We start from the raw sequence: 16,761 nt of genomic DNA, 5'->3' as shown, positions 1-16,761 counted from the left end.
CATCAGTCCCATGGGCCTCTTAATGTCAACAGAGCTGCCAGATTACTTCGCTTTCAGAATCTCCTTCCACTGAGTGGTATATCGCTTTGACATCCATTGCCGTTTATGATGCCAACTTGGATCATATCCTGCGCTGGCAAGGCGGATCTTGTCGCGACCATAGCGATAATTCAGCTTGTCGACTACACGAGCCAACTTGATCTGCCGATCGTCGGGACCCTCGTTAAACAGATTTGCCTGTCGGTGATCTGCCGGGACGAGGCCGGTTAACATCACGCCGACTTTTTGGTACTCGTAGCCAAACCTATATACAGCTTTTAGCGCTGCCTGCGCGTAACTGGCCAGCTCTGCTGTGCTGGCGGTGGGGTGTGGCAACTCAACCGTGCGACTGCCGTAATACTGTTTGGCTGGCAGTCCATTGCCTGGCGTTTTCCGGAATCGATTTGTGTGCAGGAAGACGGTGATGGCGCTGGCGGCGGAGTCCTGTTTTCTAAGCTTCTCGGCAACGCGGCCGACATGGGTTGTCAGCGCCTGGCTGATCAGGTTGAGGTCGGGGATTACCCGGCCAAACGATGGGGCCGTACAAATGGCTTTCTTAGCGGGTGATTTAACTTCCAGCAACTTGCAGGGCAACCCCCGTAATTCGTAGGCAAGCCGTAAGCCGTTTACCGTCATATTGCTCAATAGCCAATCGTCGGACATATCGCGCAGATGGGCGGCGGTTCGGATACCGTTTCGTTTCAGCATGCCAGCATATCGCCAACCTACGCCCCACAGCTCAGCCAGGTCGAAACTATATAGTGCTTCATCGATCTTTTCAGGCTTATTAAGCAGCAGTACACCGTTGTGTTCGGGCTGGCGTTTCGCATACCAGTTGGCTACTTTACACAGTGTTTTAGTGGGGGCGATGCCGATTGATACGGGTATCCGCGTCCACTGGGCGGCTGTTTGACGCACGTCATTAGCGAAAGTAACAAGATCCGGATAGATGGATTCGTAACCAGCCAGGTTCATGAACGCCTCGTCGATGCTGTAGACTTCGACCTCTTCGACGTAGCGGCCCAGAATTGACATGATCCGGGCTGACATATCGCCATATAAGGTGTAGTTGCTGCTGAACACCTTCAGATCATGTGCCTTTCGCAACTCATCTAACTGGAAGAAAGGGGCACCCATTTTGATGCCCAGCGCCTTAGCCTCATTGGAGCGGGCCACCACGCAACCGTCATTATTACTGAGCACAACGATTGGTTTGTTGAGCAAGCTGGGGTTAAAACTTCGTTCACAGCTTGCGTAAAAGTTATTACAGTCGACCAGTGCCAGCATGTCTATATCGTTTTATGGATGACGAACGTAACGATACCGAACACGCGAAAATCATCGTCGGGCTGCACATAGATAGGATCGTAGTTGGGATTTGATGGCTCCAGAATAACGAGGGGATGCGCTTGACGGATGCGCTTGACGGTGTACTCGCCATTGAACCACACTACAGCAATTCGCCCGTCAATCGCTTCTCGGGACGAGTCGACAACCAAGACATCGCCGGGCTCAATGCGGTCCCCTATCATGCTATCGCCAATTACGCGCACGAAGTAGGTGGCTTCCTGATTACTTACACATAGATCGTTCAGATCGCACACGCGCTCCACGTAATTTTCAGCTGGAGATGGAAACCCAGCCTGAATTAGGGAGCCATAAAAGGGTATGCGAAGCCGGGTAGTGGCAACGGATTTTGTAAAGAAATCGACGTCAGTAATTGGAGTAGCGCGCATTTTATAGTTAAATAAAAACATAAACTGCGCTATTATAATATAAGTTTGTTATATAATTAGTATCGACAGGTAAATGCTGACCAAGACCTTTGAAGAGAGTTTTATAAATATCCAATTAATCCGCCGCACACTATAGAGAAACTGGTACTGTATAGCTGATCTTTGGAAAAACTCTCAACCCATGATTATTACTTCGTCCGAACGGGCTTCTGCCGATAAGTTGACAGCCCTGTTTTTAAAACACAAAGCTCATCTGGCCTATGCTAATACCGGAATAGATAACAGCTATTCAGGCTGGGTGAGCGATTTTCGGCTGAGTGATGACGCAGGAAACCGCATACGGCTTGACCTGCGAGATGATCAGGATTTGTTTCTGTTGTTTGTGCTGGCCATTGTTTGGTCGAGAACGGGACCGTGGGAAAACTCTGCCTTTTTCGTTGCTCAGTTGAAAACCTTACAAAAGCATGACCCGCTGTATTGGTCAGCAAAGTCGAACTGCGATAGTGAGTGTGCTCAGCGGCACCTGGCCGCTGCTGAAGCCGTGACACGGCTGACTGGTTATGCATCACGAAAGAAGGTCAGTTACCGGGCTGACATATACAATAGCATTCACATACTGGCTTCTAGGTGGCCACAGATTAGAGCAGTCCTGGAGCAGTCGAATAGCACTGGTGACTTTCATCTTTTCATGGAGTACATGCGGGGCATTGAAGGTTTAGGTGTTGGAAGCAAAAAAATGTTAATTAAGATACCTCTGATCTTAAGAGAGCTACGCTGCCAGGGCATCTATCAAAATATTTTAGGTGAGCATTGCTGTGTTCCCGATGCCAGAGTAGTTGATGCAGCCAAGGAACTACATATCAAATTGCCGATTGCCACTACGTATACAGGTCTCAAAGCCAGTTCAGCTAAGATTTATCAGTTGTTTGGCGATCTATATGACTTGCCATTATTCGCGTATCCTGATCTAGTGAAAGCCGAAGCCAGTACACAGCTATAACGGTGAGGCGCATTCAACGTATGAAAAAGTTAAAACCACTACTCGTATACGGCCTGCTACTTGCCGTTACGATGACCAACTGCAAAAAGCTGCGGTTACGCCAGATAGTAGCTCGACAGTACCTACTCGCGATAACAATCTGGCAATGGGTAATCCATCGAATGCCAATACGTCGGATGCCAACAATTACCTGCTCGATAAGGGTATGTACGTGGTTGGCTACAATGCAGCGAAGGGCATTCCCAACTGGGTAAGTTGGCATTTGTCAGCCGCCTGGAAAGGGGGAGCCTCCCGTTACTCGGGCAACTTTATCCCTGAGGCTACTTTGCCAGCAGGTGCCTATCAGGTACGTCACGCAGACTACACGAATAGCGGCTTTGATCGGGGCCATATGTGTCCCAGCGATGACCGCGACAGTACGGCCGCTGAGAACCGCGTCACGTTTACGCTATCGAACATCGTACCATAAGCGCCAAAGCACAATCAACAGGCGTGGCGACTGCTGGAAGATTACACGCGGTCACTGGTGGCCGATGGTAACGAGTGCTATATAGTTTCTGGAACGTGGGGCATTGGCGGCACAGGCAATAACGGTGCTGCTGATTTATTAGCTGGCGGTAAGCTAACAGTGCCAGCTGCTCTGTGGAAAGTTATTGTCGTGTTACCAGTCGGTAACAATGATCTGCAACGGATGAACGCTCAAACGCGCGTCATTGCTGTTTGGATGCCAAACACGAATGCCGTTGGTGATGATAAGTGGTCGAATTACCGCGTTAGCGTTGATGAGATCGAGCAGCGAACAGGGTACGATTTGCTGTCGAATGTGCCAGCCAGTGTGCAGAACGCAATTGAAGCGGGGGCAGATCGGACGGTTATACAGTATATGTACCTGCTCCCAGTAATGTAGGCTACCATATGATTTCTCATTTATAACAAGTCAGCTAGAATCTGGGAAAGCATTTGACTAGGTACGTGAGACATTAAAAGTGTATCAGTGACGAAGATCCGGTGCCGAACGATCTCGTTCAGCACCGGATCGTAGAACACCTTGACGAAGAACGTATCCATAATATACAAACTTATACGCTGATCCGCTTCATACCGTAAGGCTAGAAACTGACTTTGCTCCCAGACAATTGTCAATTACTAATGGGATTTAAGTGATGTAAATTCATAGAGGGTCATTGGCTAAAGCTGATTGCCGTTAACAGACAATATTCGGCTTCAAACGCTGATAAAGTAGCGATTTAATAGCCCGCTTCTTTACTGTATAATATATCTATTCTCTAATTATGAGTAAGGCATTGTACCATATTTTGTTAGATAAAATTTGTAAATGTATACTAATAATAGCCATAGCTGTAAAGTCTGTACAATAGTCGTTTAGAATAATGCCGATTAATAAATACGCTTGGCTTCAGCGTCGGCAATCACGGCGATGATACTTTCTTTACACAAAAAATTTCTTGTAAACTATTGATTTACATATCATTATCCTATGGTGTCCGTGGAAGCTACAGTTGACTTGAAAGAGCAGTTACGAAACCTATACTCAGACTACCGGGATGCTCTGAATAACAAGAAATATTATGGCTGTAGACTGGTCCAGTTTCGGCAGTGGAGCATGGCGTTAGACCTCATTCTCGCTATTGGCACCTCATCCGCTGTTGGGGGTTGGCTGATCTGGAGAGATAGTGTCGGTCAGTACGTATGGACAGGCCTTACCGGTGTAGCTGCTGTTATCGCTGTATTAAAGCCAATCCTCAAACTTTCCGATCAGATTGAACGGTACAGCAAACTGTACGCAGGTCACAGCACAGTGTTCTATGACCTCGACCGAGTTATAAAAATGGTTCGTGAACACAAGGCTTTCAATACGGAAATGGTGACCATTCGTAACAACGCCATTGACCGACGCAAGGAACTTGACCCCATCGATGATCCTAACCCCTCTAAATCTCTTGAAACTAAGTGCTTCCAAGAAGTGAACGTTCAAATTTCAACAAATATGCTTTGGTTCCCTTAACCCATAACAGTCATGCTTCAAAATCACGAAGAGCAACAGCGAGAAGAGCACCAACGTAGGCAACAAAAGCAACAGCAGGAACAAAAGCAACAACAGGAACAAGAACAGCAGCAGTTACAGCAGCAAGTCGAACAAGATTATGAGTCTTTAAAACCACCAGAACCTTGGCCTGATCCTGATTCTATAAAGGAATAAGAAGTACAGGAGCAATTAATTGGGGGCGGGTTTACTGTAGATGCGGTGTGGTGCCGCCGCCTGGTCAAACTCGGTTAGTGTATAGGCATGATAGTAACTTAGTAATTCGTTGCACTCGATCAGCCCATCTACGAACTGTTGAAGGATACTTGTTATTAACCCGTGAATTAGGCTGTAAAGCGTTTTCACATCCATCTGGTCATCAAGCACGGCAATAGCATTAGATACCTTGCCTGACTTTACATACCTACTCACTGATCAAGAGGGACCGAATTAATTGAATTAACATCAGTATCCATTGTATAGTAAGCGCACTTTAAGTGCACTTACAACTGATTACTGCCAAATCGCAAGCAAATTAAAGCTATATGCCTATTAATCAATTGGTTACCCAATCTGTTGATAAGTTAGTAATACCGGGCCTTGAGCTTTAGGCGGATGCGCCAGCTCAGGGCTAGGAAAACCAGTATCGGTTGATTGTCAGTAATTTATGATTTAGTAGCCTTGCGCCCTTTATTATGTTGGGTGGAGTACACACTAGAATACGGGAAAATACCCTATCATTGATTTTCTCGTCATGTTAGATTTGAACTCAAAAAAGCCTGCGTTCTGAGCGACAAATCGCCCAACTCGACAGACTAGCACTTGGCTTCCATTTCCAGGTTCCGGTTGACAAGGCGAACGTCCCGGTAGTCAGATTTTTTGCTTTAATGTCCGGCGTTCGGACGACATGAGAAGCACCTCGGCGGGGTCAGTTTTTCGAGTTCGGCAGGTGGCTGGCGACAAGCCAAACGCCGCGTTTATACAGGCTTAGTAAATTCATTATAGTAAAGTGAGTTCTAGGGCAAGAAAATCTACGCCCGTATTATAAACCCTAATTTCTATTCTTATGCAAGGTCCTCAAAGACAGTACACAAACGAAATGCACCGGAAATTTGGCTTCTTTGCAATCTTTACTCCGGGTACACCACTCGCTTTAGGAGACATCGGTACATTTGACAAAAACCAATTCAAGCGAATTTCCAGCTTAAAGGAGAAGTTTGGTATTGAGCCAAAAATTCGGCTGGACACAACACGTGAAGACATTGATTATCAAAGTGAGGGAAGTGTCACAATTTCTGCAAAACTGAGTGGGGTAGCCGCTCTACCTGGAAGTGCGTTGCGCGATATTGACGCAGGAATCATTGTGGAATTTAACAAAGAAAACTCTACAGTATTCAGAGCAAAAGGAGTGCTTACTCATTCTATTGAAGACACTATTTCATTAGGAGAGCAGATAGTGCAACTGTTTAAAGACAGTAAGTGGGATAAAAGTTGGACGGTCATTACGGAACTCATTGTTGCTGATTCTGCAACCATACTCATCTCACAAAGCGCAGATAGCAAAATTGAATTGAAAGCTACCGCGCAAGTCGACGCTGCTGACTTTGATATAGCCGATGCTAGCCTCGACTTTAAAGCGGTTTTTCAGCGATCCCTAGAAACAAACATAGTGGCTAAGTCTGGTCTTACTCCGCTGTTCAGAACCATGAAAATAAAGACTCCTATCTTTAGCAAACCTAAATTCAAAACTTTAGGGGTTGATAAACAACTGGATGATAACATAACATCGATTGATTTATTGACTCCCTCCAACGTTGATTCAGACTTTAAAGAGAGCTTGTCATTTGGCTTCTCTGATTTTGACCAAGAGACACTGTTCTAGTAGTTGGACGTACGTTGTTGTCAGCTCCGGTGGCGAGGAACTTGTCAGGCAAAAGTTTTTCGCCACCGAAGGAAGGTTTTAGCCCAGCCACCACCGTGTTCTGGCGAACAAACCCCCGAAAAACTGTTTTAACTATCAGTTGTTTTGAAACTTACAGCACATTCAGTAATATGACTAAAATGAAAGTGATTGCCGCCGGGTTAAATTTACGAAGTGCACCCGTCACCGATCCAGATAACATTATACTTGTTTTGCCCAGAGGGCACGAAGTAGAAACTCTGAACGATGTGGTCAACGCGGGTTTTCGGGAGATTCAGACTATTGTCAATGGCGTCCCTAAAAGAGGTTTTGTATCTGACCGATTTGTCAGAGAAGAGCTGAGCAGGCTGAAGGAACGGCTTGTAGAGGAAGCTCTTAACGAATGGGATCGCTTTGGTCAGGGCATGGGCATGGAGTTCAATCCGCCTTTTTTCCGTCGAATTGGGGAATACTTTCAAGCCTTAGGAATACATGGCATTGACGGGAGAAACAGAGATTCTTTCTGGTCTGCAGCTTTTATCTCGTTCATCACCAGGCAGGCGGGCTATAATGATTTTGTCTTTTCCGAATCGCACGCCCGATACATTCTTGACGCAAAGAGAAAACGAATTAATAACGATCAGAATGCGCCGTTTTGGCTTTTTAAAATTAATGAGCACAGGCCACAAATAGGTGACATGATTTGCCAATGGCGCGAAACACCTAGAACTTTCGACAATTTACCTGACAGTTTTTTTCCAGCTCATTGTGATGTGATTGTTGAGATAGTAGAAGGAATTGCTAAAGCCATCGGTGGAAATGTTGGTCAGAGTGTTAATCGCACCAACTTTTCCTTAGATGACGATGGCTTTATTAGAAAGCAAAAAAATGTTTTCGCTGTAATGCGAAACAATAGGTGAGAAAGTGAACAGGAAATGATGAAGTATTGCTGTGGCAGCAAGCCCCTAGGGCAGGTATTTGATAAGTATATGGCCCTATTACAACAATTAAAACCAGCAACGACAACATAAAAAATTGCAATGATTGAAGGCAGATAGAAAGCATAAACTTAGTCTGTTTGTATCCCGCTCCGCTTGGGTGGCTTCTCGGCGACAGGTAGCAGGCCGCAGAGGTTACGCTTTTTCGTTCGTTCGGCGGGTTCCGGTTGACACGAGAAATGTACCGATTAGGCAGGTTAAGGTTCGCAGGGCAGCATTTGTGCGACAGAGTGCACTTCCCGACATTCAGGGTCTAACAAGGTTCGGTATAAAAGTAGATTGTACGTATTAAGCTTCGCCGACTTGAATAAAAAACGATTAAAATTTAAATTCTGATGAAAAACTTTTTAACTGATGTTTTACCGTTAGTTCTGATCTTAATTGGTGCGGTCATAGGTATAAGATGAAGGACTTGGGACGATCGAAAAAGGGGGTGGCGAAAGATTACTATATATGGAAGAGTGCTTATTATAATTGCTTTACTTTCTTTTATTACTTCCTTACTAGTGATTCGTGACAAGAATAAACAAATTTCTGATCGTGAAAATATAAAAAAGATAGCCAATAGGCAGATTTTAATGGGCTTAAATTTACTACTTAAACCTTTGGAATACGAAAAGATAGAAGGCAAGAGAGATAAATTTTTTAATCGTGTTAGAGATACAAGCTATCTGTCCGTCAAATTCAGAAGGGCTATTATCGATATATTAGGATCTTTTAAACATTCGTACAAAGTTGACTCAATAAACGTTGAACGGGGACGGTTTATATTAGATGACGCTATTATTAAATATAATAGTTATCTTGATGCTGAGACAATAATATATATAAATGCCATAATTTTTGATGACTTTTTTGTGAGCCATTACAGCTTTAAAGATATGGAACTTTTTACAAGTGCCGCTTTGGAAAAATACAAGGATACTACACTTTCATTTGATAAACGGATTAGTTCAATGTTTATGTCGTATGGATTTTACTACAGAACCTCAAAATTGAAAAAAAATGGCAAGTCTATGGGTGATTATGGTGGTATAGTGAGTTTAATATCTAAGTTTGAAGTGTTGGAGAAGCAAATCAGTTTGACAATGTAATATAGAGAGTAATTGTAATTCGCTTTGCTTGGGCTGCGTCTCCGGCGGCAGGCATCTCTCCCCTGAAGGCAAGATTCAGTCCAACGAGATGAGGGGGTTTAAAGATCAAAAGCACGTGCCTTCAATAAATCTATTTTCCATCAGCACTTTGGGGTTATCGTAAGCAGGTGGAATATCATTCGAGCTTGAAATATGCTCAGTTCACATATTCTTCCGTTTCGCTCCTTTAAAGAAGTACCGCCCGAACATTACAATCACCATAATGGCCGAACCGATGAAAGTCAAACCCTGCTCTCCGGCTTCTCGACCGATGTACTTGAATATAATCAGGCCGCCAAAGATGAGTAGCAGGTAGGGCGAAACGTCAATCTCGCGTGTTTGTCTTCCTAAATAGCTGTTGCAAATTTCATCGACTACGTAGGCATCTATTACCGGCTGTCGGCGGATGCGTTCGGCCAGTTCGGTAATCATGCGTGGGTTCCCTTCGCTGGTGTCGTAGATTTTATTCTGCACCCATTCAAGCTGTTTAAGCTGTAGATCGTCGGTCAGACGGTGGAATAGTCGTAGGCTGTTTGGCCGGTCGAGTGGTTTCAACTCTAACTTCTCGAAATCCCAAAGAAACGAACTGCTCGACATTTTCACGGCTCGGCCTGTAGTCAGGATAATGAAATGATCTTTCAGCACTTCGAGTGCACGAACAACGGACGGCGTGATGCTGTCGATCTCACCAATCTTCAGCACGTACTCTTTCTTGTCGGCGGCAATAGCCAGCAACTTACATAGGTTTGGAATCGATTCTTTCGACACCTTCACGCGCAACTGTTCGGGATCGTCGGTGCTGTAGGCCAGTTGTGCCACTGCTTCTTTGCTCCCCAATAGATGAAGAAGGCAGTGAGCCAGCGACTTCTTAAAATCCTTTGTATCATCGATCTCCAGTACCTTCTTTGGGTATGTTACCGAATCCATCAGGAACGTTTTCCCTATACCGATCGGGCCGGTGATGAGCGTGTTAACGCCCTGGCTGATCAGCTGCTCTACCTTCCGCGCCTCTGCATCACGGCCTACCAGATCTGGAATAATGGCCAGTGGCACATTAATCGTGCGTGTAGCTGGAAATAGCTTCAGCCGCAGCAAAGCCCAAAACGAAGGTTTAGGCGCACTGGCTTCGATCAGTTGGCGCAGCTTCTCACGGTCGGCATGCGCGTAGATCATGGTCGTATCTACACGCTCATGGCCCAAGGCGTTCTGAATGTCGGCAATCTCGGCACCCTGAACACGTAGATTCGTAGCGAACGTATGGCGTAGCATGTGCGGGTGAATGTGGGGCAAGTCAGAATGTTTTGCGCAAAGCTCCTTCAGCCACTTATTCACGGCACCGCGTCCAACGGGCTCGGCTCCACCGAACACGTAACCGGTTGTCTTACCCTTCTTACTGACCATATCGGCAAAAGCCAGGTATAGGCGTTCGGACATTGGAATTTTGCGAACGTCGGATTTATCGCGCTTTTTCAGCGAGTCGACCGAAACGACTTTCTTCCGAACGTCGATAGATGACCAGCGTAGTTCACACACTTCAGTAACCCGCAAACCGGCATCACCCATTAGCAGGAATTGAACCCGGTGTGTTGGGTTGGCGATCCTGGAAAGAGCATTCTCGTACTCCTCGATGGTCAGGAATTTGTCTTCGGTGGCTTCCATAGATATATTATGATATCAGGTAGTTAAAAGTAGCTGCGCCCGATCGGCAGTATTAAGTAGTTGAAACTGGCTACGTCTTCCGGAAGGAGTAGATGAAACTGTCTGCATCGTCGAAGCCATTTCTAGCTTCACTGCAGCAGTGTCAAAATCGACTACCTCAGCTGTGATACGGCGTTGATGATGGCGTTACGCTCGGCTACAGGCAGGTTTTTCAGCCTGGCTATCTCACGCCTGATCTTGCGGCGGATGCGCTGACGGTCGGTACGATCAGCACCCAAATAGCGGTAATCATGTAAACGGCCGTCAGGTACGTAGTTCATGTACAGATACTCGGTTGCTGGTCCTCGGCGCGTCATTGCTTGGAACGTCACAAGGTGCCAATCATGAAGTAGCTCGGCATAGATCGGATTCTTGTACGTACTGATCAGCACGTCGACGTTATCAGGCAGGTAGCGTAGGACGTTTAGTAGTTCGCGGTGGTCGTCGTCAGTCATTTCGCACTCATAACGTTCTTTGCCCTCGCTGCGGCTACTGATCGGATAAGGTGGGTCGAGATAAACACAGTACTGTAGATCACCCTGAAACTGGTAAGTAGCTAGAATATCTGTAGCGTCTCTATTCCAAAAATCAATAGTCGAGTTCATGAACTCAAAACCGGTGCTACGCCAATCATCGAAAACGAAGTTGTTCAGATCGTTGAGAATAGTAGTTGTAGCTGGCTTTTTACACCTAAAAACGGTTCCGTTACCGACAAACAATTCCATATAGGTAGCATGTGGCCGAATGTGATTGATGATCGTTTGGGCGGCTCCGCTGGCGCCTTTCCCGCCGTAGTAAGATTCGTATGGACCTGGTAACGTAGCTTGTGCTGTCTGCATTGGATCTGTGTAGTTGGTAGTGGCTGCTGCGGCCGTAATCGGAACCGGCTACGCTGGCCATGGTAGATAGAATTGACTACTAAGGCCTCCGTAGATGAAACTGGCTACTGTGCCGGCAGTGGCTTTGAGGTTGAAACCGTGATCACGTTGGCGCTTATACGGCTGTCGTGAATAAGTAGTCTGCGTAGTAGCTGCTCCTGTAGATCGAAACGGGCCATATCTGGCGCAATGGGTGGTAATGGCGGGTTTTCCTCGTCGCTGGCTATCTGCGTTTCAAGTCTCTTTCTCTCCATGATAATCTGCCCCTTTCGATAATCGCTTGCTGTTCCAAATTCGGCGGCTAGTGCTTGTAAATGCATATGGTGCATTGTGGCCTGATGCAAGGCTCGTCGGTAGGTTTGCATTTCCTGCGCGTAGCGCCTTCGTGTGGCCTCACGTTCAATGGTAAGTAGTTCGATTTTGGCAAGGGCTTCGCTGTCGTCATGTTGCGGCTGTGAAAGCAGTAGGTTTTTACGGTGCTGTAGGTCGATGACTTTTCCGACTTTCAGCAGTGGACCATCGAAATAGGTAATGTCGTCGAGGCTCTGAATCTGGATAGTCAGGCAGTGGTGAGCGAGTAGCCGGTTTAGGCTGTCGAGTGGAACGTTCGTCAGCGTGTGGGTATGTTCACTGGCCGTGATGCCTGAATGCGAGAAGCTAATCAGTCTTGTCTCCGTCGACTTCGGCAACTCGAAACCTGCGGCTGTAAGCACTACGTTTGTTGTGCCGGCAGATCGGTAGAAATAGCCTGAATGTGTTTGCTTTTGCTGGTCGCTCCAAGTGACTTGTAGCAGATCGCGGCTGCGCTTCGATTCCCGGTCAACGTGTTCCCATGTGGCGAACGCTTCGTTGTAGGTGGTCCAAAATCCTTTGGCCATTAAAGGCTGACAGAACGAACCTATCAGGATGAAAATAGCCAGCACAACTAGCTCGCCTCTGTGATCGGTGCTGCTCAATCTCATTCCCGGATTCGCAGGTAATACAAATGGCCTGCGGCTAAATGGATACAATAGCGGAACACCTGACCGTGTACACATGTCGAACAGCAGATGAGAACCAAAGGCATAGAAGCAACAGACAAAGTAACCGTGCGGTAACAACCAGATCAGGCAACAGAAAAGCGCATAGCAAAAGATACTGTGCGTAATTGTCCGATGACCATAACGCGATTGCAGGTACGTTGCTAGAGGATAGAAAACCTTGCCTATCGTACTGGAAACATGGTCAACATCGGGCAACAGCGCACAAAAAACCGTCGCTCCAATGAGCGACGGTTGAGCAAATACATTCACGTCGTGGAAGCTGGCGAAGATGCCGCTAAAGACAATACCACCCGCTACGTGGTTGTAGCCCTGCATAGCATTAGAGTTGAAAGCAGGTGGTACCCTTGTTGCCTGTGGTCAACTGCGTATGCCAAGTGACATTACCCTGCTCGTCAGTGATCTGCATGACGGCCAACTGATCAGGGTCCAGATACAGGACCATAGCGGCTTTCAGATTGTAGTTGCTAACGACTGCTCCCTCTTTGATAAATTTTACCTGAACATCGAGATCATCAGCTGCCAATTCTGGCTCTGCTGGCTCTCCGTCATCATCGTAGCCAGGGTTTGTGATACTGTAGACAGCATCTTTCGGGTTAGCGTCGGCCGGAAAATACCAGACCGAGACAGACAGGTTCTGCGGATTTTTCCCGCATAGTGTGGCCGTAAGTTCGTAGTCGCCCTGAATGCTATCGTTTACGGGCATGAACTCGGTTCTATTCCAGCCGGTAGGTTCTGGTTCAGGGTCGGCAGTGGTGTGATGGCATGCAGAAACAGCGATAGTAAAGAAGGTGAAAAGAAAGAACGGGCCAGTGATGGCAGCGAAAAAGATGGCTACTGATTTCATGAGTGTAGAAAGTGAACTGGTGAATTGATTAAAGCATGATGGTTTGGTATACCTTCCCGGGTGCAATCGTGACCGTTCCGGTCTTGACTGGATAGGTATTGGTATCGGAATCGCCAAGCAGATTAGCACCGTAACAGCTGGTTGTGTACGTACCGACGGGCATGAACCAAAACAACGAGCGTGTGCCGGTTCCTGTGGCGACATCGGCGTAGAGCCAGAACAGGCTGGAAGCACCGTCTTTGGTTAAGGTCAGAAAAGCCTGGGTTTTCAGCGAAATAGCTGCCTTTTTCTTGGTGGCTTTCAGGCTGCCGAAAACGAATTTTAGCTTGCCATAATTCTGGTAGTAACCGGCAAAAAGCGAATTATTGACGTTATTCTGGTTGAATACGTAGAGTCCGTCTGAGCCCGCTGCAACATTGACGATCTGGAACGTTTCGCTATCATCCAGCTGAAGCATATACCAGCCTGCCGACATTGACTTGCGCGTATAGCTTCTATTATTGGCGGGGTGTACAATGGTGTACTTAGGCTTACTGAAACGCGTAGCGGCTCCTGGTTCTGGCTGCGTATTGGCATAATACCATAGTGTTATTTTCTGCCATTGTTGGGTAATGATCTCTCCCTCATTGCTGAGGTACTGAAACGTCATTTTTCCTCTGTCGGCGGCAGCCACACGTGAAAACGGGTCATAACCCTCAAGTGGCTGAAAGTCATCTTCGTCGGATAAATATTGGGGTTGACTTGGCCTTCGTGCTTCTGGTGGCAATCGGGTTTCGATTGTTTGGCAGGATGTGCCAATAAAAAGCAGACCGAACAGGCCGCAAAGCTTACGTAGTATATGCATAGTGCTCCGTCTGTGGATTGCAGACAACACAAAATTGCAAAATAAATTATACTATAACATAATTAATTACGCAAAACAAATCAAACAAAAAAGCCCATCTGCACAGCTGACGGGCTTTCTGATTCTAAATCAAATATTGAAAAGCGAAGATAAAGCCAATGCTAGTCGGGTAATAGTCTTCAGCAATCTGCCAGTTCAACCAATGGAAAACAGCAAACCGATCGGTATATTTAATTAGCTGGCATTCCCTTTCATCATGTCATCAACGCTGATTAACAGAATCAATTGATTGAGGTAAGTCTTGCTGTAACTAGCCCCATTAACGATATATATCACCACCAATTGAAGCGTTAGCAGGGGGCGTAGGGTGATTCGAATACAAGACAGATTCGCGATAATCGCCTGTCCAGGTCTGCTTCTCACCGGTTAGATCGGTAAATTGAAATCTAACCTGCTTGGGATCTACACTACCAACCCAGGTAGGCACCTCCCAATAATCAAGCCCAGTCTTACGACCCGCAAAAACCATCTTAAAGGCGTCGGTGCGCTGTCCGTTAGAACCCTCTACCCAGCATAGCATCGTTGTACTTTGGTCGACATCCTGAATTGGATAGCGCCAGTACATCCACATGTAGGTCTTACTATTATAGCTTGGGACGATACCACCAAAAACCATCGGTTTCTTCTCGTATGACTCATTAGGGTCAAACGGATATTCGCTCTCATTTTGATTTTTGACCAAAAATCGAGGACAGACTAATCGCCACGGAGTATCACTTAAGAAATTCAGCTGACTAGCACGGTGCAGTGCTTTGCTAAATGTTTCGATACTTCCTTTTGCTTTATTGGGTTGATAAACAGGATTAGCACTTGTTACTCCTTGGCCCAGAACAACTTCATACTCCCCCCAACAGCGTAACACATCGCGCAATAAGTAGTGAGCAATGACGTCGCCTTCCACAAAGTCAGGATTTAACGGGCGTCTGTTCAACTCTGTTGTATTATAAGGCTGCCCTGTCAGCGGGTTAATGTGGTTGCCAAACTGATCGGGCTCCGGTAGTTGAAAGTCGTGTTTGAATTCAGCGTCAAGTCGAAACCACTGCTCCAGTTTTAAATTTTCCCAACCCGGCTGTCTGTCCGTTGATAAGCAGAGATGTTTACCACCAGCTCTAAAGAACTGATCCGTCAGCGCCTGCTGCACCCGTTCATACGAGTAATAAATGAAATTATCGGCTTCCCTGTTGTTGTACTGGCCAAGCCCCAGCAGTGTGGTGTTCTGTCCATATACTGTCGTATTACGTGCATCATCGCGCAAGACAAATAAGTCTTTAGTATTACCGGTGACGTTAACAGGGGGTGTACGCCTGATTGGCTGCCCCTGAGCATCTTTCTTGAAAAACGACTGATCATCCCACGTGTTCCTCATATACTCAGCAGAGCCTGCCGCGAACTTATTGTTCTTGGCATACTGAGCGAAAGGTGTGTTAGACCCCATAGGTGCCGTTATTGATCCTCCTCCGTAAGCACTACCTATTCTACTGTACGAGTAATACAATGGAATACCCGGGGTATCAGCAGTGTAATTATCACCTATTTGCGCTTGACTAAGGCTCCTTAGATAGACCTGAGTGAGGTTACTTTGGTCATAGGGTAACTGCCAAGGAATAACGGGGGCATTGTCGGCAACTGCAGCCTCCTTTATTCCCTGCATAACGTAGCCAAGCATGTTTATCAACTGGGCCTCCTGTGAGTTATTGGAACGGGTAGAAGTTGTCAGGTCTTCGAAATCCAGATCAAATCCGAACGCCCCATTGCCGTCACTCCAGTCAATCTGTTTTTTGGCATCCCAAATCAAGCGGCCTAGTATCTTGGCTGCTGGCTCATAATCAATAAAGTAGCGCAAGCCTTCATTACTATATTCCTGAAGCCACACCTTACTTGGGTCTGTATCCGGCAACGTGGCCGCTTTAGCATTAGCCAAATCCCGGTAATCCTTCCCACCAATGTTATAAACCCCCCTTGAGCCTGATATCGATGTTCGATTAGGTACGCTTTCAGCGACCGCGTTGAACCCCCGGGAGAAAACGGCATTACGGTCGTTTGCGTCCGAAAAGTTTGGTCCAGAGTACACGACAATTTTGCTAGCATGTACATTGAAAGGGGGGAGTCGGCGCAGTAGTAGGGTATTCTGAGCTACTTGCGGCTCTAATGGATAATAATTACCTAAGGGTCGAGGTGCCTGCCGCGGGAAGTCTACCAGCGTTGCAGCTGGCGTAGAAGAAAACGGGGTGCCATTGTAATCAGACCCCGGCAGGGAGACCTGATAGCTGTAGTTACCAACCACTGCACCGGCAGCCGGTCTAGCAACGACGGGTAGGGTTGCGCTATTGATCGCTGCATCAAAGGCCGCATTGCCCTGGTCAGTAAGCGGATAGATGCCCAGGTCGCGCTTCACCGATTTATAGTCGGTTGTGCCCCCCGTTGTTTTACTCACAGGCTTATAGCGTGTTTGAGCCAGTGATGAACTAAAACTAATCAACTGAAGTGCCAGTACTAGCACCCCCGATATATATAGTGATATTGAATGCGTTTTCATCGGAAGAG

The 16,761-nt window shown here is 46.6% G+C and carries 14 protein-coding genes and 1 pseudogene; 7 read left to right on the top strand and 8 right to left on the bottom strand.

Annotated elements, in window-relative coordinates:
• Nucleotides 1–42: 42 nt before the first annotated feature.
• Both J2I46_RS20000 and J2I46_RS19995 read right to left on the bottom strand, forming a co-directional pair.
• Nucleotides 43–1,326 (bottom strand): Y-family DNA polymerase, encoded by a 1,284-nt coding sequence (locus J2I46_RS20000; protein WP_207330827.1) that lies wholly within the window; start codon nt 1,324–1,326, stop codon nt 43–45.
• Nucleotides 1,327–1,328: 2 nt separating this feature from the next.
• Complete coding sequence (locus J2I46_RS19995; RefSeq protein ID WP_207330826.1) at nt 1,329–1,775, bottom strand: LexA family protein; 447 nt, start codon at nt 1,773–1,775, stop codon at nt 1,329–1,331.
• A 181-nt stretch (nt 1,776–1,956) separates the two neighbouring features.
• Here J2I46_RS19995 and J2I46_RS19990 point away from each other — a divergent pair, with 181 nt between their 5' ends.
• The 7 genes and pseudogenes from J2I46_RS19990 (at nt 1,957) to J2I46_RS19960 (ending at nt 8,811) form a co-directional block, all read left to right on the top strand.
• The gene (locus J2I46_RS19990) at nt 1,957–2,775 is read left to right on the top strand and encodes a hypothetical protein (RefSeq protein ID WP_207330825.1); all 819 of its coding nucleotides are present in this window, start codon (nt 1,957–1,959) and stop codon (nt 2,773–2,775) included.
• Between the two features lie 145 nt (nt 2,776–2,920).
• Nucleotides 2,921–3,682 (top strand): annotated as a pseudogene (locus J2I46_RS19985) (DNA/RNA non-specific endonuclease).
• A gap of 600 nt (nt 3,683–4,282) precedes the next feature.
• On the top strand, nt 4,283–4,801 hold the full coding sequence (locus tag J2I46_RS19980) for a hypothetical protein (RefSeq protein ID WP_207330824.1): 519 nt from the start codon (nt 4,283–4,285) through the stop codon (nt 4,799–4,801).
• Nucleotides 4,802–4,813: 12 nt separating this feature from the next.
• Nucleotides 4,814–4,996 carry a hypothetical protein gene (locus J2I46_RS19975; protein WP_207330823.1) on the top strand — a complete coding sequence of 61 codons (183 nt, stop codon included), beginning with the start codon at nt 4,814–4,816 and terminating at the stop codon, nt 4,994–4,996.
• Between the two features lie 889 nt (nt 4,997–5,885).
• The gene (locus tag J2I46_RS19970) at nt 5,886–6,701 is read left to right on the top strand and encodes a hypothetical protein (protein ID WP_207330822.1); all 816 of its coding nucleotides are present in this window, start codon (nt 5,886–5,888) and stop codon (nt 6,699–6,701) included.
• Nucleotides 6,702–6,880: 179 nt separating this feature from the next.
• A complete protein-coding gene (locus tag J2I46_RS19965) occupies nt 6,881–7,639 on the top strand; it encodes an SH3 domain-containing C40 family peptidase (RefSeq protein WP_207330821.1) in 759 nt (252 codons plus the stop codon).
• Between the two features lie 584 nt (nt 7,640–8,223).
• Nucleotides 8,224–8,811, top strand: a complete 588-nt coding sequence (locus tag J2I46_RS19960) for a hypothetical protein (protein WP_207330820.1) — start codon at nt 8,224–8,226, stop codon at nt 8,809–8,811.
• A gap of 201 nt (nt 8,812–9,012) precedes the next feature.
• Here the strand turns inward: J2I46_RS19960 and J2I46_RS19955 are convergent, their stop codons facing one another.
• The 6 genes from J2I46_RS19955 to J2I46_RS19930 all read right to left on the bottom strand — a co-directional run bounded on the left by J2I46_RS19955 (nt 9,013) and on the right by J2I46_RS19930 (nt 16,753).
• Nucleotides 9,013–10,509: a tyrosine-type recombinase/integrase gene (locus tag J2I46_RS19955; RefSeq protein ID WP_207330819.1), complete on the bottom strand. Its 1,497-nt coding sequence runs from the start codon at nt 10,507–10,509 to the stop codon at nt 9,013–9,015.
• Between the two features lie 152 nt (nt 10,510–10,661).
• Nucleotides 10,662–11,387 (bottom strand): DNA adenine methylase, encoded by a 726-nt coding sequence (locus tag J2I46_RS19950; protein ID WP_207330818.1) that lies wholly within the window; start codon nt 11,385–11,387, stop codon nt 10,662–10,664.
• Nucleotides 11,388–11,491: 104 nt separating this feature from the next.
• Nucleotides 11,492–12,784, bottom strand: a complete 1,293-nt coding sequence (locus J2I46_RS19945) for a metal-dependent hydrolase (protein WP_207330817.1) — start codon at nt 12,782–12,784, stop codon at nt 11,492–11,494.
• A 4-nt stretch (nt 12,785–12,788) separates the two neighbouring features.
• Nucleotides 12,789–13,313, bottom strand: a complete 525-nt coding sequence (locus tag J2I46_RS19940; RefSeq protein WP_207330816.1) for a hypothetical protein — start codon at nt 13,311–13,313, stop codon at nt 12,789–12,791.
• Between the two features lie 28 nt (nt 13,314–13,341).
• Nucleotides 13,342–14,157 carry a hypothetical protein gene (locus tag J2I46_RS19935; protein ID WP_207330815.1) on the bottom strand — a complete coding sequence of 272 codons (816 nt, stop codon included), beginning with the start codon at nt 14,155–14,157 and terminating at the stop codon, nt 13,342–13,344.
• Nucleotides 14,158–14,476: 319 nt separating this feature from the next.
• Nucleotides 14,477–16,753: a hypothetical protein gene (locus J2I46_RS19930; protein WP_207330814.1), complete on the bottom strand. Its 2,277-nt coding sequence runs from the start codon at nt 16,751–16,753 to the stop codon at nt 14,477–14,479.
• Nucleotides 16,754–16,761 lie beyond the last annotated feature (8 nt).

The sequence above is a fragment of the Fibrella forsythiae genome (assembly GCF_017353175.1).
GTDB classification, from domain to species: Bacteria; Bacteroidota; Bacteroidia; order Cytophagales; family Spirosomataceae; genus Fibrella; species Fibrella forsythiae.
The sequence above is the reverse complement of the archived record's forward strand: the minus strand, read 5'-3'. Positions and strand labels throughout refer to the sequence as shown.